General features: G+C 70.1%; 26 protein-coding genes. 14 read left to right on the top strand and 12 right to left on the bottom strand.

Annotated features, from left to right (window positions below):
- Positions 1-23: 23 nt before the first annotated feature.
- The 3 genes from pcaB to pcaH are packed head-to-tail and all read right to left on the bottom strand — an operon-like array spanning position 24 to position 2,702.
- A complete protein-coding gene (gene pcaB / locus E8D38_RS14770) occupies positions 24-1,418 on the bottom strand; it encodes a 3-carboxy-cis,cis-muconate cycloisomerase (protein ID WP_140632021.1) in 1,395 nt (464 codons plus the stop codon).
- 47 nt (positions 1,419-1,465) lie between these two features.
- The gene (locus E8D38_RS14765; RefSeq protein ID WP_246099502.1) at positions 1,466-1,990 is read right to left on the bottom strand and encodes a peptidase associated/transthyretin-like domain-containing protein; all 525 of its coding nucleotides are present in this window, start codon (positions 1,988-1,990) and stop codon (positions 1,466-1,468) included.
- A gap of 19 nt (positions 1,991-2,009) precedes the next feature.
- Complete coding sequence (pcaH, locus tag E8D38_RS14760; protein ID WP_140632015.1) at positions 2,010-2,702, bottom strand: protocatechuate 3,4-dioxygenase subunit beta; 693 nt, start codon at positions 2,700-2,702, stop codon at positions 2,010-2,012.
- A 208-nt stretch (positions 2,703-2,910) separates the two neighbouring features.
- On the opposite strand from pcaH, the gene E8D38_RS14750 reads away from it, so the two are divergent.
- On the top strand, positions 2,911-3,828 hold the full coding sequence (locus tag E8D38_RS14750; protein ID WP_246099501.1) for an IclR family transcriptional regulator domain-containing protein: 918 nt from the start codon (positions 2,911-2,913) through the stop codon (positions 3,826-3,828).
- A 43-nt stretch (positions 3,829-3,871) separates the two neighbouring features.
- The gene (gene pobA, locus E8D38_RS14745) at positions 3,872-5,053 is read left to right on the top strand and encodes a 4-hydroxybenzoate 3-monooxygenase (RefSeq protein ID WP_140632008.1); all 1,182 of its coding nucleotides are present in this window, start codon (positions 3,872-3,874) and stop codon (positions 5,051-5,053) included.
- A gap of 7 nt (positions 5,054-5,060) precedes the next feature.
- Here pobA and E8D38_RS14740 read toward each other — a convergent pair whose 3' ends face one another.
- Both E8D38_RS14740 and E8D38_RS14735 read right to left on the bottom strand, forming a co-directional pair.
- A complete protein-coding gene (locus E8D38_RS14740; RefSeq protein ID WP_140632003.1) occupies positions 5,061-5,765 on the bottom strand; it encodes a DsbA family protein in 705 nt (234 codons plus the stop codon).
- 3 nt (positions 5,766-5,768) lie between these two features.
- On the bottom strand, positions 5,769-6,413 hold the full coding sequence (locus tag E8D38_RS14735; RefSeq protein WP_140631998.1) for an NAD(P)-dependent oxidoreductase: 645 nt from the start codon (positions 6,411-6,413) through the stop codon (positions 5,769-5,771).
- A gap of 108 nt (positions 6,414-6,521) precedes the next feature.
- On the opposite strand from E8D38_RS14735, the gene E8D38_RS14730 reads away from it, so the two are divergent.
- Entirely contained in the window at positions 6,522-7,430 is a 909-nt protein-coding gene (locus E8D38_RS14730; protein ID WP_140631990.1) for a LysR family transcriptional regulator, read from the top strand.
- Here E8D38_RS14730 and E8D38_RS14725 read toward each other — a convergent pair.
- Both E8D38_RS14725 and E8D38_RS14720 read right to left on the bottom strand, forming a co-directional pair.
- Positions 7,427-7,639, bottom strand: coding sequence for a hypothetical protein (locus E8D38_RS14725; RefSeq protein ID WP_140631985.1), 213 nt, complete (start codon positions 7,637-7,639; stop codon positions 7,427-7,429). The genes E8D38_RS14730 and E8D38_RS14725 overlap by 4 nt on opposite strands.
- Positions 7,640-7,668: 29 nt before the next feature.
- Positions 7,669-8,589 (bottom strand): response regulator, encoded by a 921-nt coding sequence (locus tag E8D38_RS14720; protein ID WP_140631980.1) that lies wholly within the window; start codon positions 8,587-8,589, stop codon positions 7,669-7,671.
- A 146-nt stretch (positions 8,590-8,735) separates the two neighbouring features.
- Between E8D38_RS14720 and E8D38_RS14715 the strand changes: the two genes are divergently transcribed.
- From E8D38_RS14715 to E8D38_RS14700, 4 genes are all read left to right on the top strand, one after another.
- A complete protein-coding gene (locus E8D38_RS14715; RefSeq protein WP_140631977.1) occupies positions 8,736-9,224 on the top strand; it encodes a glutathione peroxidase in 489 nt (162 codons plus the stop codon).
- Positions 9,225-9,281: 57 nt separating this feature from the next.
- On the top strand, positions 9,282-10,475 hold the full coding sequence (locus E8D38_RS14710; RefSeq protein WP_140631973.1) for an amino acid aminotransferase: 1,194 nt from the start codon (positions 9,282-9,284) through the stop codon (positions 10,473-10,475).
- 177 nt (positions 10,476-10,652) lie between these two features.
- Entirely contained in the window at positions 10,653-11,045 is a 393-nt protein-coding gene (locus E8D38_RS14705; protein ID WP_140631969.1) for a DUF4148 domain-containing protein, read from the top strand.
- 62 nt (positions 11,046-11,107) lie between these two features.
- Complete coding sequence (locus tag E8D38_RS14700) at positions 11,108-11,470, top strand: hypothetical protein (RefSeq protein WP_140631965.1); 363 nt, start codon at positions 11,108-11,110, stop codon at positions 11,468-11,470.
- A 3-nt stretch (positions 11,471-11,473) separates the two neighbouring features.
- On the opposite strand, the gene E8D38_RS14695 is transcribed toward E8D38_RS14700, so the two are convergent.
- Positions 11,474-11,713 carry a hypothetical protein gene (locus E8D38_RS14695; protein ID WP_140631962.1) on the bottom strand — a complete coding sequence of 80 codons (240 nt, stop codon included), beginning with the start codon at positions 11,711-11,713 and terminating at the stop codon, positions 11,474-11,476.
- Positions 11,714-11,830: 117 nt separating this feature from the next.
- On the opposite strand from E8D38_RS14695, the gene E8D38_RS14690 reads away from it, so the two are divergent.
- Positions 11,831-12,727, top strand: a complete 897-nt coding sequence (locus E8D38_RS14690; RefSeq protein WP_140631959.1) for a LysR family transcriptional regulator — start codon at positions 11,831-11,833, stop codon at positions 12,725-12,727.
- A 33-nt stretch (positions 12,728-12,760) separates the two neighbouring features.
- Here the strand turns inward: E8D38_RS14690 and E8D38_RS14685 are convergent, their stop codons facing one another.
- Entirely contained in the window at positions 12,761-13,777 is a 1,017-nt protein-coding gene (locus E8D38_RS14685) for a LysR family transcriptional regulator (protein WP_140631954.1), read from the bottom strand.
- Between the two features lie 152 nt (positions 13,778-13,929).
- On the opposite strand from E8D38_RS14685, the gene E8D38_RS14680 reads away from it, so the two are divergent.
- The 5 genes from E8D38_RS14680 (at position 13,930) to ald (ending at position 22,049) form a co-directional block, all read left to right on the top strand.
- Positions 13,930-14,838, top strand: coding sequence for an alpha/beta hydrolase (locus E8D38_RS14680; RefSeq protein ID WP_246099500.1), 909 nt, complete (start codon positions 13,930-13,932; stop codon positions 14,836-14,838).
- Between the two features lie 59 nt (positions 14,839-14,897).
- Entirely contained in the window at positions 14,898-16,124 is a 1,227-nt protein-coding gene (locus tag E8D38_RS14675; RefSeq protein WP_140631949.1) for an efflux RND transporter periplasmic adaptor subunit, read from the top strand.
- A gap of 29 nt (positions 16,125-16,153) precedes the next feature.
- On the top strand, positions 16,154-19,399 hold the full coding sequence (locus tag E8D38_RS14670) for an efflux RND transporter permease subunit (protein ID WP_140631946.1): 3,246 nt from the start codon (positions 16,154-16,156) through the stop codon (positions 19,397-19,399).
- Positions 19,400-19,436: 37 nt separating this feature from the next.
- On the top strand, positions 19,437-20,834 hold the full coding sequence (locus E8D38_RS14665) for an efflux transporter outer membrane subunit (RefSeq protein ID WP_140631943.1): 1,398 nt from the start codon (positions 19,437-19,439) through the stop codon (positions 20,832-20,834).
- Between the two features lie 99 nt (positions 20,835-20,933).
- Positions 20,934-22,049: an alanine dehydrogenase gene (ald, locus tag E8D38_RS14660; RefSeq protein ID WP_140631940.1), complete on the top strand. Its 1,116-nt coding sequence runs from the start codon at positions 20,934-20,936 to the stop codon at positions 22,047-22,049.
- Positions 22,050-22,059: 10 nt separating this feature from the next.
- On the opposite strand, the gene E8D38_RS14655 is transcribed toward ald, so the two are convergent.
- Together E8D38_RS14655 and E8D38_RS14650 are read right to left on the bottom strand one after the other, a co-directional pair.
- Positions 22,060-23,004 carry a Bug family tripartite tricarboxylate transporter substrate binding protein gene (locus E8D38_RS14655; protein WP_425462779.1) on the bottom strand — a complete coding sequence of 315 codons (945 nt, stop codon included), beginning with the start codon at positions 23,002-23,004 and terminating at the stop codon, positions 22,060-22,062.
- A complete protein-coding gene (locus E8D38_RS14650; RefSeq protein WP_140631936.1) occupies positions 23,001-23,945 on the bottom strand; it encodes a LysR family transcriptional regulator in 945 nt (314 codons plus the stop codon). The genes E8D38_RS14655 and E8D38_RS14650 overlap by 4 nt, the downstream gene beginning before the upstream one ends.
- Positions 23,946-24,063: 118 nt before the next feature.
- On the opposite strand from E8D38_RS14650, the gene E8D38_RS14645 reads away from it, so the two are divergent.
- A complete protein-coding gene (locus tag E8D38_RS14645) occupies positions 24,064-25,401 on the top strand; it encodes an alpha/beta fold hydrolase (protein WP_425462780.1) in 1,338 nt (445 codons plus the stop codon).
- Between the two features lie 25 nt (positions 25,402-25,426).
- Here E8D38_RS14645 and E8D38_RS14640 read toward each other — a convergent pair whose 3' ends face one another.
- Positions 25,427-25,975, bottom strand: a complete 549-nt coding sequence (locus tag E8D38_RS14640) for a carboxymuconolactone decarboxylase family protein (protein ID WP_140631933.1) — start codon at positions 25,973-25,975, stop codon at positions 25,427-25,429.
- Positions 25,976-25,979 lie beyond the last annotated feature (4 nt).

Raw genomic sequence — 25,979 nt, 5'->3', positions numbered from 1 at the left:
TGGGCGAAGTGGGTGGATCCGTTTCAGGCGGCCCGCGTGGGCCACGGGGCAGGCGGCAGCGCGGCCTCTTGCGCGCGCAGCGCTTCGATTCTGGCGCGAGCCTGCTGCGCGGGCAGTTGCACCGCGCGCGCCGGGTCGAACAGTGCGGCGATCTCGGCCGGGTTGACGTGGCCGCGCAGCTGCGGGTCGGAGCTCACGGCTTCAAGGACCAGTTCGCCGAGCGGGCGGCCGCTTTCGACGCAGCGGCGCGCCAGTGCCTCGAGCAGCTCGTGCGCGCGGGCCTTGCCTACCACCTGCGCGAAGGCCATCGAGGCGCCTTCGGCGAACACCAGGCCGTGCAGCGCATCGATGTTGCGGCGCATGCGGTCCGCATCGACGCCCAGGCCTGCCATCGCCTCGGCCATGGCGTGCGCGGCACCGTGGGCGCTCAGGAACAGGCCCGGCCATTCCGCCAGTTCGGCCTGCCAGGTGCCCAGGCCGCGCTCCTGCTGCTGGTCCATGGCCGACAGCAGGGCTGCAGCGCGATGGGGTGCGCGCCGCGCGGCCGCCAGCGCCACCATCGAAGCCACCGGGTTGCGCTTGTGCGGCATGGCCGACGAGCCGCCGCGGCCCGTGCCGGACGGCTCGGCCAGCTCGCCCACCTCGCCCTGCGACAGCAACGAGAGGTCGGTGGCGATCTTGCCCAGGCTGCCCGCCAGCACCGCCACCTCCAGGCCCAGGCGCACCCATTCGTCGCGCTGGGTGTGCCAGGACGCATCGGGCAGTGCCAGCTGCAGCGAGTCGGCCATGCGCCGTGCCACCGCCGGCGCCTTGTCGCCCATCACGCTGGCCGTGCCGATGGCGCCGCCCAGCTGCAGCGCGAGCGCGCGCGCGGCCACCTCGCGCAGCGTGCGGCGCGAGCGCGCCAGCGGCGCCGCCCAGTTGGCGAACTTGAGTCCCAGGCTGGTCACCAGCGCCGGCTGCATCAGCGTGCGCGCCAGCACCGGCGTGCCGGCATGGGCGTCGGCCAGGCGCAGCAGCTCGGCCAGCAACCGTTCGAGTTCGGCATCGACGAGCGCCAGCGCACGCCGCGTGACCAGCACCATCGCGGTGTCGATGACGTCCTGGCTGGTGCTGCCCCAGTGCACGTAGCCGGCCGATTCGGCATTGAACAGGCCCACCGTCTTGGTGAGCTCCTTCACCAGCGGGATGGCCAGCGAGCCGGCGCGGCCGCTGGCGGCCACGATGGCGTTCATGTCGTAGAGCTCGGCACGGCACACGCTGGCGATCGGTTGCGCGGCGCCGGCCGGGATCACGCCCTCGGCCGCCTGCGCGCGAGCGAGTGCGGCCTCGAAATCGAACATGGCCTGGGCCACGGCCGTGTCGCTGAACACGGCCGTGATCTCCGGCGTGGTGAGAAAGCTGTCGAAGATGGTCATGTCAGGGGCGGACGGCGACCCGCGATGCGGTCAAGTGGCATTGCAATTCATTCGTAGTCGAAGAACACGGTCTCCTTGTCGGTCTGCATCCACAGGTCCCAGCGGTATTCGCCGGGGCCGGTCTTGCGCGCCACCAGGGTGAGCCGGCGTTCGGCGTCCACCTGGTAAAGCAGCGCCGATTGTGCGAGCGCGGGGTCGTCTTCGAGGAACACGGCGGTGAACTGATGTTTCAGCACGCCGCGTGCGAACAGCGTGACGTAGGCAAGCGGCTCGCCCGACACCTTGGCCGAGGAGGCGAACTGGAAGCGGAACTCACCCTGGTCGCCGGCCGCCACACGGCGGAAGCCTGGGATGGGCAGGGCCGACTCGTCCTGCGCGGCTGCGGGCGCCCAGGCTTCGAGGACCGCATCGGTGATCGGCGCGCCGTCGCCGTCGAATACCTGGCCGCTCACGCTGACCAGGGCGCCGGCCGGCAGCTGCGCGGTGGCATCGAAACCCCAGCGCCAGCCTTCGTGCGGGAAGGGGCCGATGGTCTGGGAGGTGGTGATCTTGCGGCTCATGTCGTGGCTCATGTGGTTGCTCCTGCCCGGGTCAGACGTTGAAGGGCGTGGCGTCGCGGCCGCGCAGCACGATGTCCCAGCGGTAGCCGAGCATCTGGTCGCCCACGGTCAGGTCCATGTCGAGGCGGCAGGCGAGCCGCTCGCGCGCGCCCGCATCCGGAATGCTCTGGAAGATCGGGTCGTGATCGAACAGCGGGTCGCCGGCCCAGTACATCTGCGTCACCAGGCGCTGTGCGTGCACGTTGCCGAAGAGCGAGAAGTGGATGTGGGCCGGTCGCCAGGCCTTGTCGTGGTTGCCCCAGGGGTAGGGGCCCGGCTTGATGGTGACGAAGCGGTAGCTGCCGTCGTCGCCGGTGAAGAACTTGCCGAAGCCGAAGAAGTTCGGGTCCAGCGGCGCGTTGTGCTGGTCCTTCTTGTGCCAGTAGCGCCCGGCGGCATTGCATTGCCACACCTCGACCAGCGAATTGCGCACCGGCTTGCCGTCCTCGTCGAGCACGCGGCCGGCCACCACGATCTTTTCGCCCAGCGGCGCGCCGGCGCCATGGGCGGTGAGGTCGAGGTCGTTCGGACGCAGCAGCGCGGGCGAGAAGCGGGCGAGCTGGCCGGTGGCGATGGGGGCGGACAGCCGCACCGGGGCCTGGGTGGGACCGCGCTTCGCGGTGGACTTGTAGGGCGGATAGATCAGGCTCGGGTAGGTCCCGGCTTCGATGGCGTCGAACCTCATTGCGTGAACTCCTGGGGCGGTGCGGGGCGTTGCTGAAGCGGGCGACTGGTGCGGGCAGTGTGCGTTTATCGCCCGAACGTTTGTTTATCGAACGTTTCACCCAGAAATTAGCGCTACATTGATCCGGTAGCAAGGCGGCAACGCACTGAAGGGCGCGGACATCGCCCGTTCTGTGCGAATGGCGCCCAAAACGAGGGTTGACCCGCATATGGCCGACGCAAGCTCACAGTCTTCTTCGTCCGCCGGCGCTGCCGACGACGACGAGTTGGTTCCGTCCCCCCGGCATGCCGTTGCGCTGGGCGCGGCGCCCGCCGAGCCTCCGGCGCTGGACGAGGGGGAGGCACCCGCTGCGCGGGAAGCCGCTCCATCGGGCCCGCTGAAACGCGACCTGATCGCCGGCCTCGAGAAGGGGCTGGCCGTCATCGAGGCCTTCGACCAGGACCGGCCTCGCCTGTCGATCACCGAGGTGGCCGAGCGGACCGGCCTCACCCGCGCGGCGGCGCGCCGCTACCTCATCACGCTGTCCCACCTGGGCTATGTGCAGCAGGACCGCAAGATGTTCGGCCTCGCGCCCAAGGTGTTGCGGCTGGGACAGAGCTACATGCATTCGGCGCGGCTGCCGCGGGTGATCCAGCCGCAGCTGCACAAGCTGGCCTATGCGCTGCAGGAGGCCTCTTCGGCCGGCGTGCTCGATCACGACGACGTGATCGCGGTGGCAGCCGCCAGCGCCGGGCGGGTGGTGTCGGCCACCCTGCAGCCCGGCACGCGCGTGCCGGCGTACTGCACGTCGAACGGCCGGGTGCTGCTGGCGGCCAAGCCGCAGGAAGAGGTGGACGCCTGGCTCGCGCGCCAGACGCTGGAGCCGCTCACGCCCCACACCATCGTGAACCGCGAGCGGCTGCGCCTGGAGATCGCGCGGGCCCGCGCGAACGGCTATGCGATGGTCGACCAGGAGCTGGAGCTGGGGCTGCGCACGATTGCCGTGCCGCTGCGCAACTACCGCGGCGACGTGGTGGCCGCCATGAACGTGAGCGTGCATGCGTCGCGCATGCGCATGGACGAGCTGGTCGACAAGTGCCTGCCGGGCCTGCTGCAGGCCCAGGCGCAGCTGCGGACCCTTTTGTGAGCGCCTCGGGCGCATGACTGTGTAGCGTTAGGTAGTCGCATCCATGAAGACCCAAGTCGCCATCATCGGCGCCGGCCCCTCGGGCCTGCTGCTCGGACAACTCCTCTACAAGGCCGGCATCGACAACATCGTCATCGAGCAGCGCAGCGCCGACTACGTGCTCGGCCGAATCCGCGCCGGCATCCTCGAGCAGAGCACCTGCGAGCTGCTCGACGAAGCGGGCGTGGGCCAGCGCATGCATCGCGAGGGGCTGGTGCACGAAGGCATCGAGCTGTGCTTCGGCGGCGCGCGCCACCGCATCGACCTGACCCGGCTCACCGGCGGCCGCCACGTCATGGTGTACGGCCAGACCGAGGTCACTCACGACCTGATGGACGCGCGCAAGGCGGAAGGGCTCGCCACCGTCTATGAAGCGCAGAACGTCGCCATCCATGACTTCGGCGCCGGCAGCCGGCCGCGCGTCACCTACCAGAAGGACGGCATCACCCACGAGGTCGAGTGCGAGTTCATCGCCGGCTGCGACGGCTTCCATGGCGTGTGCCGCGCCAGCGTGCCGGCGCAGGCGATCAAGACCTATGAGCGCGTCTACCCGTTCGGCTGGCTCGGCATCCTGGCCGACGTGCCGCCGGTGGCGCACGAGCTGATCTATTCGAACCACGAGCGCGGCTTCGCGTTGTGCAGCATGCGTTCGCCCCACCGCAGCCGCTACTACGTGCAGTGTTCGCTCGACGACAAGGTGGAGAACTGGTCCGACGAGGCGTTCTGGGACGAACTGCGGCGCAGGCTCGACCCGCAGGCGGCCGAGCAGCTGGTGACCGGCCCGTCGATCGAGAAGAGCATCGCGCCGCTGCGCAGCTTCGTGGCCGAGCCGATGCGCTTCGGCCGGCTGTTCCTGGCCGGCGACGCCGCGCACATCGTGCCGCCCACCGGTGCGAAGGGCCTCAACCTCGCCGCTTCCGACGTGGGGTACCTGTCGAAGGCGCTGGCCGAGTACTACAACGGCAAGAGCAGCGAAGGCATCGACCGCTACTCCGAGAAGTGCCTGCGCCGCATCTGGAAGGCCGAGCGCTTCTCGTGGTGGATGACCTCGCTGCTGCACAAATTCCCCGACAACGGGGAGTTCGGCGCCAAGATGCAGCGAGCGGAGCTCGACTACCTCGTGAGCTCCGTCGCCGGATCGACCGCACTGGCCGAAAACTACGTCGGGCTGCCGTTCGAGGCCTGAGCCTCGTTCAGGCCGCGGCAGCCGCCTCCAGCGCCTGCAGCGCCTGCACCAGCGAGCCGTCGAACAGCACATTGCCGCGCAGCGGCCGGCCGGCCTGCAGCGCGCGTGCTGCCAGCGAAGCCTCGTCTTCCACGCCGTCATCGCCGGGCAGCACCAGCAGCGCCGGCACGCCCTGGAAGCCGAAACGCCGCATCAGCGACGCGGCCCGCTGCAGGCGTTCCTGCGCGGCTGCCGGCAGCTGCGGATCGGCCAGGCGCTCCAGCCATGCCGCTTGCGGCTCACCGGTGGCCAGCGCCAGCGCGTCGGCCAGCACGCCGGGCAGGGTGATGTCCTGGCCCAGCACCCAGCGCGCATGCTGGATCGCCTTGAGCGCGGCGCGCTCATGGGCCGCCGACGGGCTCCCGGCCACGGCGGTGAGCGCCAGGGTGGCCGGCCCCGAATCGAAGCCCGACTCAGGGTCGCGCAGCACCTGCTGCCGGTAGGCCTCGCTGAACGGCATGCCGCTCATCGCCGCAATGCGCCGGTCGGCCTGCCAGATGTGCGCCTCCATGGCCGGGTCGAGCCGGCGCTGCGGATCACCGGCGAACAGCCCGGTTGGCAGCGGCCGCAGCCGCCACTGCGGCGCCTCTCTCTGCAGCGTGTCGAGCGCGGCGGTAGCGCCATAGCACCAGCCGCACAGCGGGTCGTGCAGGTAGACCAGCGTGCCCGGCATGGCTCAGTACCCGAGCGTGAACCGCTGGCGCAGGTGGCGCGGCTGCTCGATCTCGTCCACCACCGCCACCGCGAGGTCGGCCACCGAGATGTGGGCCGGCGTGCCGTCGGCCTGCATGAGCGGCTCGTCCTTGCCGAGGCGGAATTTGGCGGTGCGGGGGCCAGGTTCCAGGAACACCGCGGGCGACAGGAAGGTCCAGTCCAGCTCGGTTTCCTGCTGGATGAGGCGCAGCGCCTCGCGGGCGGCCAGCGCACCGGCCTTCCACTCGGCAGGGAAGGTGGGCGTGTCCACCAGCTGCACGCCGGGGGCCACGAACAGGCTGCCCGCGCCGCCCACCACCAGCAGTCGCTTGACGCCGGAGGCGCGCACGCCGTCGTAGATGGCCCGGGTGCCCTTGAGGAACTCGTCGTGGATGTTGGCGTTGCCCCAGCCCGGGTTGTAGGCACTCAGCACGGCGTCGTGGCCGGCCACAGCGCGCGCCACCTGGGCGGCGTCCTGCGCGTCGGCGTTCACCACCGACAGGCGCTCGTGCGGCGTGTACTTCGAGGCATCGCGGGCCAGGGCGGTGACCTGATGGCCGCGTTCCAGGGCTTCGTTGAGCAGGGCGCTGCCGACAAAGCCGGTGCCACCGATGAGGGCGATCTTCATGAGCGGGTCCTTCGTTGCGGTTGAAAAAGCAATGCCGTGATGTTCGCTGCTTCACAATGGAGGCACTAGACAGTCCAGAGAGCTATCTCAATTAAGCTCAGCTTCAAGATGGACCAGCTCAAGCGCATGGCGATCTTTGCCGAGGTGGTGGCCTCGGGCTCGATGACGGCCGCCGCTCGCCGGCTCGGCATGACCGCCTCGGCGGTGAGCCAGCAGCTGCGCCAGCTCGAACGCGAGCTGGGCGTGACGCTGATGCACCGCTCCACCCGCAAGCTCACCCTCACCGAGGCGGGCGAGCGTTATGCCGCAGGCTGCGCTGCCATGGTGGCTGCGGCGCGCGAGGCGGGTGAAGCGCTGGCGCGCCTGCGCGATGCGCCCGAAGGGGAGCTGCGCCTCACCGCGCCGGTGGGTTTCGCACGCCACCTCGGGCCCGCGCTCGGGCCGCTGCTGGCGGCCCACCCGAAGCTCACGCTGCGGCTGCTCATCGACGATGCATCGATCGACCTGATCGAGCAGCGCATCGACCTGGCGCTGCGGGTGGGCGGGCAGCTGGCCGACTCGAGCTTCGTCGCCCGCAAGCTGGGCGACCTGTCGTTCGTGCTGGTGGCGTCGCCCGCCTACCTGGCGCGCCGAGGCTGGCCCGCCTCACCGGCCGACCTGGTGCAGCACGACTGGCTGGTGCTGCAGACCCGCGCGCGGCCGATCACGGTGTTCGAGCTGCTGCCCGAGAACGGCAGTGGAGCCCCCCATGTGCTGCGCATCGAGGGGCGGGTCACCAGCACCAACCAGAACTCGCTGCAGCAGTTGTGCGTGGCGGGGCTGGGCGTGGCGATGATGGGCCGGCCCGACATCGAGGCCGAGCTGTCCGACGGCAGCCTGGTGCCGGTGCTGCCGGGCTGGCGGCTGGCCGACATGGGCATCTATGCGGTCACGCCGCAGCGCGACCAGCAGCCGGCCAAGGTGCGGCACGCGATCGAGGTGCTGCGTGCCTACTTCCAGAGGCTTCCTGCGTCCTAACCCCTGGCCTGTGCGGCCGTGGCCTGCGCGATGACGTTGAGCCCCACCTGCGTGAGCTTCAAGGCGCCGCCGCGCCATTCCATCCAGTCGCGCGCGACGAAATGCTCGATGAGGTCGTCGCCGATCAGGTCGGCCCGGCGTTGCGCCAGGTCACGTGCAGCGGCGGGCAGCGCATCGCGGATCTCGCGGTCGGAAAAACGTTGCGGCATGGCTCTCCACTCTTCCTTCCAGTCTCAGGTCATAGATGTGCCAGCGGCGGCACGGTGTTCTCGAACACGCGCTCGAACGAGTCGTCGTACTTCGACAGCGTGGCGATGAGTTCGTCTTCGTTGAGCGGCTTGGTGAGGTAGGCGTCGCAGCCGGCCAGCGCGCCGCGGATGCGATCGACCGAGCCGCTCCTGCCGGTGACCATGACCACCACCGGCCCGCGCATCATCCGCTCGTCGAGCGGCCAGGGCATGTGCTTGATGTGCTTGCAGGTCTCGAAGCCGTCGATGCCTTCCATCGCGACGTCGAGGAACACGAAGGCGTAGCGGCGTGTGGCCACCATCTGCAGTGCGCCGTGCCCGCTGGCGGCGGTGTCGACCGTGTAGCCCAGCCGCTGCAGCTTCATCTGCAGGAAGCGCCGCGCGATCTCGCTGTCGTCGACCACCAGCACCTGGTCGAACATGCCGTCGCCGCCTTCACCGCCCAGCAGCACCGACTGCGAGAAGTCGCCGCTTTCGCTCTGGCGCGCCGCCTGTTCTTCCGCGTGTTGCCGCGCGCGGGCGGTGTAGCGGCGCACCGGGGTCGCGGCCGCGGCCGCGGGCTGGCGCGAGCGCCGCTCGACCGCCGCGTCGAACTCGCGCCTCACCTGCAGCGGGTCGATGGGCCGGGGCAGGTCGGCGAGCGCATCCGGCGGCGCCGGCGGCGCATGAGGAGTGCCCACGTACACCGTGTCGGCAGCCCGCCCCGCGGCGGCCACCACGTTGCGCACCTCGGCATGGTTCGCGTCGGCCAGCACGAAGTTGCATGCCTCACGGCTGGGCACGATATCGGGCAGCAGGTCGTAGTGGGTGTGATGGCGGCCGTCTTCCGGTGCAAGACGGAAGTACGACTCGAGAGCGCTGCGCTCGAAAGCGCTGAAACCGAGCAGGGCCACGCGATAGCGTGTCGTCATGGTGCGCGTTCAGATACGGGTGCGGTGCAGTTTGCATGAGCCATGCCCGCTGCGCATCGGGGTATGCCACGTTTCCCGTCGCCTGGGCGGCCCGTCGCTCAGCCGGCTACCATCGGCCGTTCCGTTTTCCGTGAAGGAGTTGTCACATGAGCAGCGTCTACGACTTCGAAGCCCAGTCGATCGACGGCAAGACCGTGCCCCTTGCGCAATACCGCGGCAAGGTGCTGCTCATCGTCAACACCGCCAGCGCCTGCGGGTTCACCCCGCAGTTCGACGGCCTGGAGCAGCTCTGGAAGGAATACGGCGAACGCGGTCTCGTGGTGCTGGGTTTCCCGTGCAACCAGTTCGGTGCACAGGACCCGGGCAGCAATGCCGAGATCGCGTCGTTCTGCTCGCTGAACTACGGCGTGAGCTTCCCGATGATGAGCAAGGTCGAGGTCAACGGCGCCGGCGCACACCCGCTGTACCAATGGCTCACGAAGGAGGCGCCCGGCATCCTGGGCAGCAAGTCCATCAAGTGGAACTTCACCAAGTTCCTCGTCGGCCGCGACGGCGAGGTGCTCAGGCGCTACGCACCGAACGACGAACCGAAGGCGCTAGGGAAAGACATCGAAGCGGCGCTGCAGGCCGGCTGAGCCACCGCCCGCTGACCCATACACAGACTGACGAACCACCGAGGAGAAGCCCCCATCATGTTCCAGCACGTCGAACCCTTTGCCGGCGATCCGATCCTGAGTCTCAACGAAGACTTCCAGAAGGATCCGCGGCCGAACAAGGTCAACCTCAGCATCGGCATCTACTTCGACGACGCCGGCCGCATCCCGGTGATGACGGCGGTGCGCCATGCCGAAACCAAGATGCTGGCCAACACCGGGCCCAAGCCGTACCTGCCCATCGAAGGCGCAGCGAACTTCCGCCAGGCCGTGCAGCAGCTGCTGTTCGGCGCCAGGCATGAAGCCGTGACCTCGGGCCGCGTGGCGACCATCCAGTCGGTGGGCTCCAGCGGCGGCCTCAAGGTGGGCGCCGACTTCATTGCGCGCTACTTCCCCGGCAGCGGCGTGTGGGTGAGCGACCCGACCTGGGACAACCACCGCTCGATGTTCGAAGGCGCCGGGCTGAAGGTGAACACCTACCCGTACTACGACGCGGCCACCGGTGGCGTGAAGTTCACCGAGATGCTGGCCACGCTGCGCGGGCTGCCGGCCAAGAGCATCGTGCTGCTGCATGCCTGCTGCCACAACCCGACCGGCGTGGACCTCACCCGTGCGCAGTGGGACGAGCTCATCCCGGTGCTGCGCGAGCGCCAGCTCATCCCCTACCTCGACCTCGCCTACCAGGGCTTCGGCGACGGCATCGAGGAAGACGCCTATGCAGTGCGCGCCATCGCGGCCGCCGGCCTCTCCGCCTTCGTGGCCAACTCGTTCAGCAAGAGCATGAGCGTGTACGGCGAACGCTGCGGCGCGCTCAGCGTGGTGTGCCCCGATGCGGAGCAGGCCGGGAACGTGCTCGGCCAGCTGAAGTTCACCGTGCGCCGCAACTACTCGAGCCCGCCCATCCACGGCGGCCAGCTGGTGGCCCACGTGCTGATCGACCCCGAGTTGCGCCCTCTGTGGGAACGCGAGCTGGGCGAGATGCGCGAACGCATCCTCGCGATGCGCAAGCAGCTCTACCTCGTGCTCAAGGCCAAGGTGCCGGGCCGCGACTTCGAATACTTCCTCACACAGCGCGGCATGTTCAGCTACACCGGCCTGTCTGCAGCACAGGTGGACGAGCTGCGCGAGAAGCATGCGGTGTATCTGGTGCGCTCGGGCCGCATCTGCGTGGCTGGCCTCAACACGCACAACGTCGAGCGCACGGCCGAAGCGATGGCTGCGGTGATGGGCTGAGCGCGCCGCGCTTCATCTCTTCTTAAAGACAAAGGCCTGCTCACGCAGGCCTTTGTCGTTTCAGCCGTCATTGTTCAGCCGGCTGCAACGGCCAATTGCCGGATCCGCTGTTTATCGCTTCAGGGTAAGCACCTAGATTTACGTCACCGACGAAACGAATCTCTGAAAGGAACCGACATGAAAGCCCAAGCCCTGATCGCCGCTGCTGTTCTCGCCCTCACCGCTTCGCACGCTGCCTTTGCACAGGACGCTGCGGCCCCCAAGACCCGCGCCCAAGTGCTGGCCGAACTGCAGCAGGCCCGCGCCGATGGCACGCTCGAGACGCGCAACAACTTCCACGGCGTGCACCTGCGCCAGTCGTTCGAATCGACCAAGACACGTGAGCAGGTGAAGGCCGAACTGGCCGCAGCCCGCGCCGACGGTTCGCTCGAGGCCCTGCAGAACTATGAAGGCGTGGCCACCGACCTGGCCTTCGCCGCCACCAAGAGCCGCGCCGAAGTGCGTGCCGAGCTCCAGCAAGCCATCGCGTCGGGTGAACACCTGAGCCGTGGCGACCGCAACGAAGGCTGACCTTGTCGTGCCGCGAGCCCCGTGGCTTGCGGCACCTCAGCCCCAACAAGCAGGACGACATCATGAACAAGATCTGGATCGCGCTGGCCGCCGCGGTGGCCGGAGTCATCATCCCCGTGGCTGCGCAGGCGCGCGACGAAGGCGCCTGGGACTCGACCCGCGCCCACGTGCAGGTGCAGGAGCGCAAGGACACCGTGCAGGTGGGCCGCGCTGACGACCGCTGGGACTCGACCCGCAACAACGTGCGAGACCTGGAGTCCGACGCCTACACGCAAGTGCCGTTCGCCACCACCGAGCAGTGGGACAGCACGCAGCGCGTTCAGCCGTCGCAACGGCTGCAGCGCACTTCGAGCGAGCCTCGACGCGCCGACAACGGCAGCCCGCTGATCTGCGCCTGCCTCGCGGCGGACGACCGCCTCGCCTGAGTGTCAGGCCTTCTTCGCGGCCGACTCGGCCGTGCTGCCGCCGCGCAACTCGCGGTGGCGCCCCCAACGGCAGGCAAATCGATGCGCGGCGCGCCGGGCAGTGTCCGCGGCGGCGCCCAGCGCGTCGTCGAGGTCCGACCAGAGGTTGGCAATCGCTTCTTCGCGCAGTCGCCGGGCCTCCTCGTGCGCACGGTCGTGCAGTTCGACGAGGCACAGATGGCTGGGACGTTCGCTCTTGGGCATGGTGATCTCCGTCGAGAGTGGATGGTTTCACTCTAGGCGGCGAGCCGCGCCTCGGAAACAGCACGAAGTGCGAATCGGTATTGCAGATTCGGCAAACACACGTCACAGTGGTTCACCATGAATCTGCAACTCGACGACGTGAACACCTTCGTGCGCGTGGCCGCGCTGGGCTCGCTGTCGGCCGCCGCGCGTGAACGCAACGTCGCGGTCAGCCAGGTGACACGCGTGCTCGCGCGCCTGGAAGCCGAATGCGGCGCGCGGCTCATGCATCGCAACACGCACGGCCTGAGTCTCACCGACGAGGGAGACGCCTTCCTCGCGAAGGCGCAGCGCCTGCTGGAGGTCCGCGCGGAGCTGCAGGCCGACCTGTCGGGCAAGCTGGGCGGCCCGAGCGGCTGGGTGCGGCTGAGCGTGAGCGCGGTGCTGGCGCAGGCCGTCGTCGCGCCGGGGCTCGACGGGCTGCATCAGCGCCACCCCGGCCTGCGGCTGGACATCTGCGCCGACGACCGGGTGGTCGACATGGCACGTGAAGGCATCGACGTGGCCTTCCGCACCGGCACGCCGCACAGCGAGACGGTCGTGGCGCGCCAGATCGGGGAGCTCACCCGAGGGTTGTATGCCTCGCCGGCCTATCTCGAAGCCTCCGGCACCCCTCGCAGTCTCGAAGACCTGCGGCAGCACCGCCTCGTCACCAACAGCGTGCACCCGGGGCTCAACCTGTGGGAACACCGCGCCGGGCGGCGTGGCGCAGGCATCTTCGAGGCCAAGGGGCATACCCGGGTCGACAACACCGCGACGATGGTGGCGCTGGTGCAATGCGGTGCCGGCATCGCGCGCGTCGTCGATCTGGTGGCGCGCCCCCTGGTGCGCAGCGGTGCGCTGGTGCCGGTGCTGCCCGATGTGTTCACGTCGCAGGCGGTGCCGATGTTCGCGGTGATGCTGCGCGAGCGCCACCGCCTGCCCAAGGTGCGGGCCTGCGTGGACTACTGGGCCGAGTGGATGCGCGGCCTGTAGCCGCGCGCCGTCAACGAACGATCCGCCGCCGCGTCACACCGTCTCGACTGCGCTGTCGGCTGCCGCGGCGGCCGGCTCGGCTTCGGCGGGCGATCCCTGTTCTGCCTCGACGGCCGGCAGCTTCTGCAGGCTGCACTTGCGCTGCACGAAGTCGCTGCGGGCGAACAGCTCGGCCACCCAGTCGACGAACACCCGCAGCTTGGTGGAGAGGTGCCGGTTGGGCGGGTACACCACGTGGATCGGAATGGAGTCCGCGCACCAGTCGAGCAGCAGCGGCACCAGCTGGCCCGAGGCAACGTGCTTCTGCACCATGAAGGTGGTGGAGCGCACGATGCCCAGCCCGGCCAGGCCGGCTGCCAGGTTGGCGTTGGAATCGTTCACCGCCACCACGTGGCGGCCTTCGAATTCGATGCGCTCCTTGGCGTTGGTGAAGGTGAACGGGAACACCTTGCCGGTGCGCGGCGAGAAGTAGTTGATGACCTTGTGGTCCTTCTCCTCGATGTCGCGCGGATGCAGGGGCGTGCCATGGCGCTTCAGGTAGGCGGGCGAAGCGCAATACACCAGATGGAACTCGCCGATGCGGCGCGCCACCAGCGACTGGTCGGTGAGCTCGCCCCCGCGCAGCACGCAGTCGACGTTCTCGCTGATCAGGTCGACCGGCCGGTCGCTCACGCCCAGGTCGATCTGGATGTCGGGATAGCGCACATGGAAGTCAGGCAGCGCCGGAATCAGCACCTGCTGCGCGACCGATGTGCCCACGTCGATGCGCAGCCGGCCACGCGGGTTGGACTTCGCATGCGCCATGCTCGCCTCGAGCTCGTCGATCTCGCTGAGCACGCGCACCGCGCGGTCGTAGTAGGCCGCGCCGTCGGCGGTCACCGTGACGCGCCGCGTCGTGCGGTTGAGCAGCTTGGTCTGCAGGTGCGACTCCAGCGTCTGGATGAGCCGCGTCACCGTGGGCTTGGGCAGGTTCATCGAGTCGGCGGCGCGCACGAAGGTGCCCGCCTCCACGACCCGAACGAAGGTCTGCATTGCCAGCAATCTGTCCATCGAACCTCTCCTTGCTTCCACCTCACGCGGTGTGCGGATTGAACAGGAAAAAGAGGCCGCGATTGTTGCGGCGTTGAAATGAAGCATGAGCGGCAGGGCTATTTATTGCCTGCGACGCGCGCCCTATCTTCTGCCCCATCACAACGTGTTCGATGCCGCACTGCGGCTTCAAGGCCATGATGGACCGCACCAATCCCGGGCTCGAGCCCGCCGCCGCAGCCACTGCCGACAGCCGTGACGAAGTGCTCACGCTGGCCGGCGGCCAGGCGATGCCGGTGCGGGTGTACAGCCCTGGGCAGCGCCGCCACCTGGTGGGCTATGGCGCGCCGCCGGCGCCGGTGGTGCTGCACTTCCATGCGGGCGCCTTCGTCGAAGGCTCGCTCGACAGCGGCGCGGTGGTGGCGCGCCTGCTCATGCAGGCCGGCGCCGTGGTGGTGTCGGTGGACTATCCGCTCGCGCCCGAGCAGCCGTTCCCGCGCGCGGTCGAAGCCGGCTACGAGGCGCTCGAATGGGCTGCCAGGCAGCGCCGTGCGCTGTCGCACCAGCGCGCCCCGCTGCTGGTGGCCGGCGAAGAGGCCGGCGGCAATCTCGCCGCGGCGGTGGCGCTGATGGCCCGCGACCGCGACGGCCCGCCGCTGGGCGGGCAGATCCTGCTGTCGCCGATGCTCGACGTGTGCGTGGCCACCAAGTCGCTGCGCGACGTGCGCGCCGGCCCGGTGGGCTGCCACTGGGCCGACGGCTGGCGCGCCTACCTGCCGCGGGCCGACGACGTGATGCATCCGTATGCCGCGCCCGGCCGCTCGATGCGGCTGGCCGGCCTGCCGCGCACCCTGCTGGTCACCGCCGAGGACGATCCGCTGCGCGACGAGACGCTGGGCTATGCACACCGGCTGTGCGAAGCCGGCGTGTGCGCCGACGTCACCCGCCTCGCGCAGGCCACGGGCTGGCCGCGCAGCTACACGCACGACGCCGGCGCGCCGCCGCCGTGGGCCGATGAAGTGCGCGACGCCCTGCATGACTTCCTCCACGCCGACCCGCCTGTCGCGCGATGTACGGCCTGAGCTTCCGATCTCCGCCCCAACCAACCGCCCCCCTCTCTCTTTTTGGAACAGGACCCAACATGAACAAGAAGCTTCTTTCCGATCGCCCCCGGCTGTTGGCCTCGGCCACGGTGCTCACCGCCCTCACCGCGGTGTCGGCCGCGATCTTCGGCCTGCACGGCGACGACGCCATCGCCGATGCACCGCCCGCGCAGCCGCAGGCCACGCCGGTGTCGGTGGCCACCGTGGTGCAGAGCAACGTGGCCGCCTGGAGCGAGTTCTCCGGCCGCCTCGAAGCGGTGGAACGTGTGGAAGTGCGCTCGCGTGTCGCCGGCTCGGTGCAGGCGGTGCATTTCCGCGAGGGCGCGCTGGTGAAGCAGGGCGACCTGCTGGTCACCATCGACCCCGCGCCCTATGCCGCCGAGGTGGACCGTGCACAGGCCCAGGTGCTGGCCGCCAAGGCGCGCGCCGCTCTCGCCAGGAGCGAACACGAACGCGCGCGCCGCCTGTGGGACGAGCGCGCGATCGCCCAGCGCGAATACGACGAGCGCAGCAACGCGCTGCTGGAAGCCGACGCCAACCTGCGTGCCGCAGAAGCCGCGCTGCAGTCCGCCAGGCTCAACCTTGGCTACACCCAGGTGCGTGCCCCCATCGCCGGGCGCATCGGCAGGATCGAGGTGACCAGCGGCAACCTGGTGGCCGCCGGCCCGGGCGCGCCGGTGCTCACCACGCTGGTGTCGGTGAACCCGATCTATGCGAGCTTCGATGCCGACGAGCAGATCGTCACCCGCGCGCTGAAGGGCCTGCCGGGCGGCACGTCGGCGCGTTCTCACATCGAGCGCATCCCGGTGCACATGGGCACCGCGGCCAGCACCGACACGCCCTTCGAGGGCCGGCTGCAGCTGGTCGACAACCAAGTCGATGCGCGCAGCGGCACGGTGCGCGTGCGGGCCGTGTTCGACAACAAGGACGGCGCGCTGATGCCCGGGCAGTTCGCGCGGCTGCGCATGGGCCAGGCCAGCAGCGATGCGGCCCTGCTGGTGAACGAACGCGCGGTGGGCACCGACCAGAACAAGCGTTTCGTCATGGTGGTGGACGCCGACAACAAGGCGGTGTGGCGCGAGGTGACGCTGGGCGCGCCGGTCAACGGCCTGCGCGTGGTCACCAGCGGCCTGAAGCCGGGCGAACGCGTGGTGGTCAACGGCCTGCACCGGGTGCGGCCGGGCGCGCTGCTGGCGCCGCAGCCGGTGGCCATGGACGCCAAGCCGGAAGTGCAGGCCAAGCGCGAGAGCGCGACGCAGTCGTGAGCTGAATCACAAGAACCAAGAGCGCTCCCATGAATCTTTCAAAGTTCTTCATCGACCGGCCGATCTTTGCCGGCGTGCTGTCGCTGCTCATGCTGCTGGCCGGCCTGATTGCGTTGCGCGCGCTGCCGATCTCCGAATACCCGGAAGTGGTGCCGCCCTCGGTGGTGGTGCGTGCGCAGTATCCGGGTGCCAACCCCAAGGTGATCGCCGAGACGGTGGCCACGCCGCTCGAGGAGGCCATCAACGGTGTCGAAGGCATGCTCTACATGGGCAGCCAGGCCACCACCGACGGCCTGCTCACGCTCACCGTGACCTTCCGCCTGGGCACGAATCCCGACCTTGCGCAGCAGATGGTGCAGAACCGCGTTGCGCAGGCCGAGCCGCGCCTGCCGGAAGAGGTGCGCCGGCTGGGCATCACCACCGTCAAGAGCTCGCCCGATCTCACGATGGTGGTGCACCTCGTGTCGCCGAACAACCGGTACGACATGAACTACCTGCGCAACTACACGCTGCTCAACATCAAGGACCGGCTCGCGCGCATCGAAGGCGTGGGCCAGGTTCAGACCTGGGGCGGCGGCGAGTACTCGATGCGCGTGTGGCTCGACCCGCAGAAGGTGGCCGAGCACGGCCTGGCCGCCGGCGACGTGGTGCGCGCCATCCGCGAGCAGAACGTGCAGGCCGCTGCCGGCGTGGTGGGCGCCTCGCCGGGCCTGCCGGGCGTGGACCTGCAGCTGTCCATCAATGCGCAGGGCCGCCTGCAGAACGAAGAGCAGTTCGGCGACATCATCGTGAAGACCGCCCCCGGCGGCGCCGTCACGCGGCTGCGCGACATCGCCCGCATCGAACTCGGCGCGGCCGACTACTCGCTGCGTTCGCTGCTCGACAACGACCAGGCGGTGGGCACCGGCGTGTTCCAGGCGCCGGGCTCCAACGCGCTGGAGATCTCGGCCGCGGTGCGCAAGACGATGGAAGAGCTCGCGCCCCACATGCCCGAAGGCGTGGAATACCGCATCGCCTACGACCCCACGCAGTTCGTGCGCGCCTCCATCAAGTCGGTGGTGCAGACGCTGCTCGAGGCCATCGCGCTGGTGGTGCTGGTGGTGATCCTGTTCCTGCAGACCTGGCGCGCGTCGATCATCCCGCTGCTGGCCGTGCCGGTGTCCATCGTGGGCACCTTCGCAGTGCTGCACCTGCTGGGCCTGTCGATCAACGCGCTGAGCCTGTTCGGCCTGGTGCTGGCCATCGGCATCGTGGTCGACGACGCCATCGTGGTGGTCGAGAACGTCGAGCGCAACATCGGGGCGGGCCTGTCCCCGCGCGACGCGACCTACCGTGCCATGCGCGAGGTCTCCGGGCCGATCATCGCGATCGCCATCGTGCTGGTGGCGGTGTTCGTGCCGCTGGCCTTCATCAGCGGCCTCACCGGGCAGTTCTACAAGCAGTTCGCGGTGACCATCGCGATCTCCACCGTCATCTCGGCGATCAATTCGCTCACGCTGTCGCCCGCGCTCGCCGCCTTGCTGTTGCGCAGCCACGACGCACCCAAGGATGCGCTCACCCGCGGCATGGACCGCGCCTTCGGCTGGCTGTTCCGCGGCTTCAACAAGGCCTTCGGCCGCGGCTCCGACGCCTACGGCTCCGGCGTGAAGCGCGTCGCCTCGCGCAAGGCGCTGATGATGGGCATCTACCTGGTGCTGGTGGTGGCCACCTTCGGCCTGTTCAAGGCGGTGCCCAGCGGCTTCGTGCCGATGCAGGACAAGCAGTACCTGATCGGCTTCGCCCAGCTGCCCGACGGCGCCACGCTCGACCGCACCGACGAGGTGATCCGCCGCATGGGCGAGATCGCCAAGCAGAACCCCAACATCGAGGGCACGCTGTCGTTCCCCGGCCTGTCGATCAACGGCTTCACCAACAGCTCGAACTCGGGCATTGCCTTCGCGATGCTGAAGCCGTTCGACCAGCGCAAGCGGCCCGACCAGAGCGGCCCGGCGGTGGCGGCCCAGCTCAATGCCGAGTACGCCAAGATCGAAGACGCCTTCATCGTGATGTTCCCGCCGCCGCCGGTGTCGGGCCTGGGTACCACCGGCGGCTTCAAGCTGCAGCTCGAAGACCGCGGCTCGCTCGGCTACGAAGCCATGGACGCGGCGGTGAAGGCCTTCATGGCCAAGGCGCAGCAGGCGCCCGAACTCGCCGGCCTGTTCTCGAGCTACCAGGTCAACGTGCCGCAGCTGTGGGCCGACATCGACCGCACCAAGGCACGCCAGCTCGGCGTGGCGGTGACCGACGTGTTCGACACGATGCAGATCTACCTGGGCAGCCTCTACGTCAACGACTTCAACAAGTTCGGCCGCACGTATTCCGTGCGGGTGCAGGCCGACGCGCCCTACCGCGCGCGGGCCGAAGACGTGGGCCTGCTCAAGGTGCGCTCGTCCACCGGCGAGATGGTGCCGCTGTCCGCGCTGATGAAGGTGCAGCCCAGCTTCGGCCCCGAGCGTGCCATGCGCTACAACGGCTTCCTCGCCGCCGACATCAACGGCGGCCCGGCGCCCGGCTATTCGTCGGGGCAGGCGCAGGACGCAGTCGAGCGCATCGCGAAGGAGACGCTGCCCCCAGGCATCAGCTACGAATGGACCGAGCTCACCTACCAGGAGATCCTCGCCGGCAACTCGGCGGTGTGGGTGTTCCCGCTCGCCATCCTGCTGGTCTTCCTGGCGCTGGCCGCGCTGTATGAAAGCCTCAAGCTGCCGCTGGCCATCATCCTGATCGTGCCGATGGGCCTGATGGCGGCGATGACCGGCGTCTGGCTTTCGGGCGGCGACAACAACGTCTTCACCCAGATCGGCCTGGTGGTGCTGGTGGGGCTGTCCGCCAAGAACGCCATCCTGATCGTCGAGTTCGCCCGCGAGCTCGAATTCGCCGGCCGTACGCCGCTGCAGGCGGCGGTGGAGGCGGCCCGCCTGCGGTTGCGTCCGATCCTGATGACCTCGCTCGCCTTCGTGATGGGTGTGCTGCCGCTGGTGTTCACCACCGGTGCCGGTGCCGAGATGCGCCAGGCCATGGGCGTGGCGGTGTTCGCCGGGATGATCGGCGTCACGGCCTTCGGCATCTTCCTCACGCCGGTGTTCTACGTGCTCATGCGCAGGCTGGCCGGCAACCGGCCGCTCAAGCTGCACGGCGAGGTGCCGCACCTCGACGAGGCGTTTGCTTCCTCGCCGGCCGGCGGCGGCGCCTCCATCAAGCCGGTGCCTGCGGCGAAGGTGGGCGACCATGAATGAGCTCGATCCACGACAACCACAACGAAAAGGAGCCGCGATGAACATCACCCGCCACCTGGCACCGCTGCTGGCCGCGCTGGTGCTGGCCGGCTGCGCTTCGGTGCCCGGTATCGACCCGGCCGCGCTGCCCGCCGCGCCGGCCGCCTTCAAGGAAGGCGACGGCCGCTGGACCGCCGTGCAACCCGCAGAGGCGCAGGCGCGAGGCGAATGGTGGAAGGCCTTTGCCGACCCGCAACTCGACGACCTCGTCGGGCGTGCGGCGCGCAACAACGCGAGCCTGCAGGTCGCGGCGGCGCGGCTCGCGCAGGCGAGGGCGCTGCTGAAAAGCGCCGATGCCGACCGCGCGCCGCAGGTGGGCGTCTCCGCCGGCGCGGTGCGCCAGGCCGAGCCGCTGGCCCAGGGCCGTGCCAACACCTTGATCAGTGCCGGTGCCAGCCTGTCCTACGAGATCGACCTGTTCGGCCGCCTGAGCCGTGCCAGCCAGGCCGCGGCGCTCGACGCCCGCGCCAGCGAAGGGCTGCTGCAGAGCACCCGGCTGCTGGTGCAGGCGGACGTGGCGCAGACCTACCTGGCCCTGCGCGCGCTCGACGCCGAACGCGCGCTGGTGCGCGACACCGTCGAGGCCTACCGCAACACGCTGCGCCTCACCGAGCGGCGCTACCAGGTGGGCGACATCTCCGAACTGGACGTGGCCCGCGTGCGCACCGAGGTGGCGGTGACCGAAGGCGAGGCGCTCGCGCTGGACCGCCAGCGCGCCGCGCTCGAGCATGCCCTGGCCGTGCTGGTGGGCGAGGTGGCCTCGGGCTTCGAGGTCACGCCGGTCGCGCAGTGGAACACCGCCTTGCCGGTGGTGCCGGCCGGGGTGCCGGCCACCGTGCTGGCGCGCCGGCCCGACGTCGCCGCCGCGCAGGACCAGCTCAAGGCCGCGCAGGCGCGGGTGGGCGTGGCGCAGACGGCCTGGTTCCCGAACCTCGCGCTCACCGCCTCGGGCGGCCATGCGTCGCCCGAACTGTCGGACCTGTTCAAGTGGTCGGCCCGCACCTGGGGCGTCGGCGCCTTGCTGTCGCTGCCGCTGCTCGACGGCGGCCGCCGCGAAGCCGGCGTGGCCAACGCCCGCGCCGAGATGGACGCCGCGCTGGCGCGCTACCGCGAGCAGGTGCTGGTGGCCTTCAAGGACGTGGAGGACGAGCTCGCATCGCTGCGCCTGCTGGCCGAGCAGTCCGAGGTGCAGGCCCGTGCCATCGAGTCGGCCAGCCGCGCCACTGCGCTGTCGGAGTCGCGCTACCGCAACGGGCTGGTGAGCCAGCTCGACCTGCTGGACGCGCAGCGCAGCGAGCTGCGCAACCGCCGCCAGTCGGTGCAGGTGCGCTCGGCGCAGTACCAGGCGACGGTGGGGCTGATCCGTGCCCTGGGCGGCGGGTGGAGCGCCGGCTGAAGCAATTCCAGTCCCGGCCCGCCAACACCGAGAGTTCTTCGCCGCGAGCCGGCCTAGAGTGGCCTTCATTCCAGCGCCAATGCCGGCAGGAGGCCCGCCATGAAGATCGGTGTTCCACGCGAGATCAAGGACCATGAATACCGCGTCGGCCTCGTGCCCTCGTCGGTGGCCGAGCTGACGCGGCGCGGGCATGCGGTGCTGGTGGAGCACGGTGCCGGTGCCGGCATCGGTTTCGCCGATGCCGACTATGCTGCCGCCGGGGCCGAGATCGTGGAGCGCGCCTCGCGCGTGTGGGCAGAGGCCGAGATGGTGGTCAAGGTGAAGGAGCCGCTGGCCGACGAACGCCGCCAGCTCAAGTCGCACCAGGTGCTGTTCACCTACCTGCACCTGGCGCCCGATGCGCCGCAGACGCGCGACCTCGTCGAAAGCGGCGCCGCGTGCATTGCCTACGAGACCGTCACCTCGCCCAGCGGGGGGCTGCCGCTGCTCACGCCGATGTCCGAGGTGGCGGGACGCCTGGCGCCGCAGGTGGGCGCCCATTGCCTCGAGAAGGCCCAGGGCGGGCGCGGCGTGCTGCTGGGCGGCGTGCCGGGGGTGCCGCCGGCCGACGTGCTGGTGCTGGGCGGCGGCGTGGCCGGCACCCATGCGGCCACCATCGCCATCGGCATGGGCGCCGAGGTCACGGTGGTGGACCGCTCGGCCGAAGTGCTGCGGCGCCTGTCGGCCCAGTTCGGCGACCGTGTCCGCACGGTGTTCTCCACGCGCGACGCGATCGAGCAGCTGGTGGCGCGCGCCGACCTCGTGATCGGCGCCGTGCTGGTTCCGGGTGCCGCAGCGCCCAAGCTGGTGACGCGCTCGATGCTCGCCACCATGAAGCCCGGCGCGGTGATGGTGGACATCGCCATCGACCAGGGGGGCTGCTTCGAGACCTCCCGTCCCACCACCCATTCGGCGCCCACCTTCGTGGTCGACGGCATCGTTCACTACTGTGTGGCCAACATGCCGGGCGCGGTGGCGCGCACCTCCACCTTCGCCCTCAACAACGTGACGCTGCCGTTCGTGCTGGCGCTGGCCGACAAGGGCTGGCGCCGCGCGCTGGCGGACGACCCGCACCTGCGCTCGGGGCTGAACGTGGCGGCCGGCCAGGTGACCTGCGCGCCGGTGGCCGAGGCGCACGGCCTGGCCTACAGGCCGGCCGAGACGCTGCTGGCTTAGCGCCCCGACCCTAAGGCCGGTTCGCCGCCCGCTCCGCGCGGATCTGCCGTGCGAACTCCTCGGCGCTGCCGCCGGTGGGCACGTTGTTCACCGCCAGCAGCTGCTCGCGGATCTCGGGTGATGAGAGCGCCGCATTGATCTCGGCGTTGAGCCGGGCCATCCGCTCGGGCGGCGTGGCGGCCGGTGCGAAGAAGCCGAACAGCGACACGCGGTTGGCCTTGGGGAACCCCAGTTCGGCCAGCGTGGGCACCTCGGGCAGCACCGCCACCCGCTGCGGCGAGCCCACCGCCAGCGGCTTGAAGCGCCCGGCGTGCACATGTTCCAGCTGGGTGGCGCCCACGTTCGACGACAACACCTCGAACTGGCCGCCGAGCGCATCCGACAGCTGCTGGCCGCCGCCCTTGTAGGGCACATGGGTGAAGGTCACGCCGCTGGCCTGCTGGACCTGCTCGAGCACGAGGTGCCCGGTGGTGCCCAGCCCCGAGGTCGCCCAGCGCACGCGGCCCGGTTCGGCCCTTGCAGCGGCCAGCATCGCCGTGAAGCTGCCGGCCGCCAGCGCCGGCGTGCCGAGCACCAGCACCGGCGTGTACATCACGCTGACCAGCGGGGCGATGCCCTCGGGCGGCCGCTCGCCCTGGGTGAGCGGGCTGATGGCCGAGAAGCACAGGGTGTGGCCGTCGGGCGCCGACTTGGCCACCGCGGCCATGGCCACCGCGCCGGCGGCGCCGGCACGGTTTTCCACCAGCACCGCAACGCCCAACCGTGTGGTCAGTTTGTCGGCCAGCGCCCGCGTGATGGCATCGCTCACGCCGCCCGGCGGGTAGCCCACCACGATGCGCACCGGGCGCGCGGGCCAGGCCTCGGCACGGCCGCGCGCGGTGGGCAGCGCGGCCGCAAGGCAGGCGGCGGCTTTGAGCAGGAGGCGGCGGTGCAGCGGCATGGTGGTGGGCATCATGCCCGCCGCGCGAGCGCACGAAAGCGCGTGCTGCGTGCGATCTTCCGCAGCAGGGACACGAAGGTGGCGGTCGGGCCGGTGCAGTCGGCCGCGCGGTACGCCAGCGTCAGCGGCGCCTGCAGGCGCACGCTCTCCTCGAACGGGTGGTAGGCCACCGCCTGAGGGTGGGCGCCCGTCATCGAGGCCGGCACCACCGAGATGCCGGCCCCGGCGGCCACGAGGTTGAGGTTGGTCATCATGCGCTCGACCTCCGCCGCGATCAGCGGCACGAAGCCGGCCTCCTCGCACAGCGCCAGCAGGTTGGCATAAAGGCCTGGTGCGCCCGGGCGGCGCACCAGGATCAGCCGCTCGGCTTCGAGGTCGCGCAGCGACAAGGGCGCCGGCTTGCCGCCGCGGGTGGTGCGCCGCGCCAGCGCATGGTCGTTCGGCAGGGCCACCACCACCGGCTCGTGCAGCAGCGTCTCGAGCGCCACGCCGTCGGGCCGCGACACCGGCACGCGCAGCAGCCCGCAGTGCAGCCGCGCCGCGGCCACCGCCTCGGTGATTTCGGCCGCGTTGTGCTCCGACAACTGCAGCTCGATGTCGGGATAGCGGCTGCGGCTTTCGCGCAGCGCCGCCGGCGTGAAGGCATGCGCGGCGGCAGAGCTGGTGAAGGCCACCGACAGCACGCCCTGCTGGCCGCGCGCCACCCGTTCCATGCGGTGCTGCATCGCGGCCATGTCGGCCAGCAGCCGGCGCGCCTCGTCGAGGAACACGCGGCCGCCGTCGGTGAGCGTCACGCCCTTGGGGTGGCGGTGGAACAGCGCCATGCCCAGCTGTGCTTCGAGTGCGCGGATCTGCTGCGACAGCGGCGGCTGCTGGATGCCGAGCGTTGCCGCCGCACGGGTCATGTGACCGGCTTCGGCCACGGCCACGAAGTAGCGCAGGTGTCGAAACTCCATATCCGGAACATATCGGAACGACCTCGTCAGTGTATTTGACCGTCTGGCACGCCTTGCTTACCGTGACGCCGGAGTTCCCCCCACAAGACGATCGGAGACAGCCTTGCCGTACCGCTTCATGTTCGCCGCCGCGGCCTCAGCCTTCGTGCTGGCCGGCTGCGGTTCCCCTTCGAAGGCCCCGCAGGCCCAACGCAGCAGCGGCGAAGCCGCGCCGCAGGCGGCCGCCTGCCCGAAGGGCGTGCCCGCCGGCGGGAAGTGCCTGCGCGGCGTCGACTCCGCGGGGGCGCCCTATCTCATCGTCATGCCCGAACGCTGGAGCGGCGTGCTGGTGGTGCATGCCCACGGCGGTCCGGCCCTGGGCGAGCCCAAGCCCGAGCGGGCCGACGAGGACATCGAGCGCTGGGCCGTCACGGTGAAGGCCGGCCATGCCTGGGCCGGGTCGGTGTTTCGCCAGGGCGGCGTGGCCGTGCGCAGCGCCGCCGAAGACACCGAGCGGGTGCGCCGCATCTTCGTCGACCACGTCGCGCAGCCGAAGCGCACGCTGCTGCACGGCCAGTCCTGGGGCGCCAGCGTGGCGGCCAAGGCGGCCGAGATGTACGCGGCCGATGCGGCGAAGTCACCCTATGACGCGGTGCTGCTCAGCAGCGGCGTGCTGGCCGGCGGCACCCGCTCGTACGACTTCCGCCTCGACCTGCGGGTGGTCTACCAGTACCTGTGCGCCAACCATCCCAAGGCCGACGAGCCGCAGTACCCGCTGTGGATGGGGCTGCCGGCCGACAGCAAGCTCACGCGGGCCGAGCTCGCCCGGCGCGCCGACGAGTGCCTGGGGCTGCGCAAGCCCGCGGCCGAGCGCAGCGCCGAGCAGGCCAGGAAGCTCAAGACCATCGTCGACGTGATCCGCATCCCGGAAAGCTCGGTGCTGGCCCATCTCAACTGGGCCACCTGGCACTTCCAGGACATCGTGCGCAACCGCACCGGCGGCAGGAACCCGTTCGACAACGAACGCGTGCGCTACAGCGGCTCCGACAACGATGCGGAGCTCAACGCGCGGGTGCTGCGCTACCGCGCCGACCCGCAGGCGGTGGCCGTGTTCGGCGCCGATGCCGACCTGACCGGCCGCATCGGCGTGCCGGTGCTGACGGTGCATGGCATCAACGACCCCACCGCGTTCGTCGAGCTGCAGTCGAAGTTCCGCCAGACCATGGAGCAGGGCGCCGGCACGAAAAAGCTGGTGCAGACCTATGTGGACAGCCGGGAGCACAGCTATCTCGGCGAACCGATCTACCCGACGCTTTTCGACGCGCTGCTGCAATGGGTCGAGCGCGGCGACAAGCCCACGCCCGAAGGCATCGCCTCGAACTGCAAGGGCTACGAGGCGCGCTTCGGCGCGGGCTGTGCCTTCCTGCCGGCGTACCAGCCCGGGCCGCTCGACGCGCGGGTGGCGCCGCGCGGCTGAGGCCGGCGGGCCGCTGCAGCGCGCGTCAGGCCGCCGCACGCTGCAGCTTCACCGCCGGGAAGTCCAGCGGCACGCCGAAGGCCACGTTCACATAGTTGGTGAACAGGTTGAGCGCCACATGGGCCAGGACCTCGACGACCTGCCCGTCGTCGAAGCCTGCCGCCCGCAATGCCTGCACGTCGGCATCGCTCACCTGGCCGCGGCCGTCCACCAGCTTCAGCGCAAAGCGCAGCGCGGCGGCGGTGTGGGCGTCGGCCGACTCGCCCTGCTGCGCGGCCGCCATTTCGGCGGCGCTGGCGCCGGCCTTGCGGCCGAGCATGGTGTGGGCGGCCAGGCAGTACTCGCAGCCGTTGCGGTCGGCCACCGCCACCGCGATCTGCTCACCCAGCTTGGCCGGGATCACGCCACCGCCCAGGGCGCCGAAGCTGCCCCACATGCTCTTGAGCGCGGCGCTCGAGTTGGCGACGGCGCGGAACATCGCCGGCGTGGCGCCGAAGGCGCCGTGGATCTGGTCGAGCAGCTGCTTGCGCTCGCCGGTGGCATGGGCGGGGTCGATGAGGGGAACGCGGGACATGGTG

Source organism: Methylibium rhizosphaerae, from assembly GCF_006386545.1.
GTDB classification, from domain to species: Bacteria; Pseudomonadota; Gammaproteobacteria; order Burkholderiales; family Burkholderiaceae_C; genus Pseudorivibacter; species Pseudorivibacter rhizosphaerae.
Note: the sequence above shows the minus strand (reverse complement) of the source record. Positions and strands in the feature narration are given on the sequence as shown.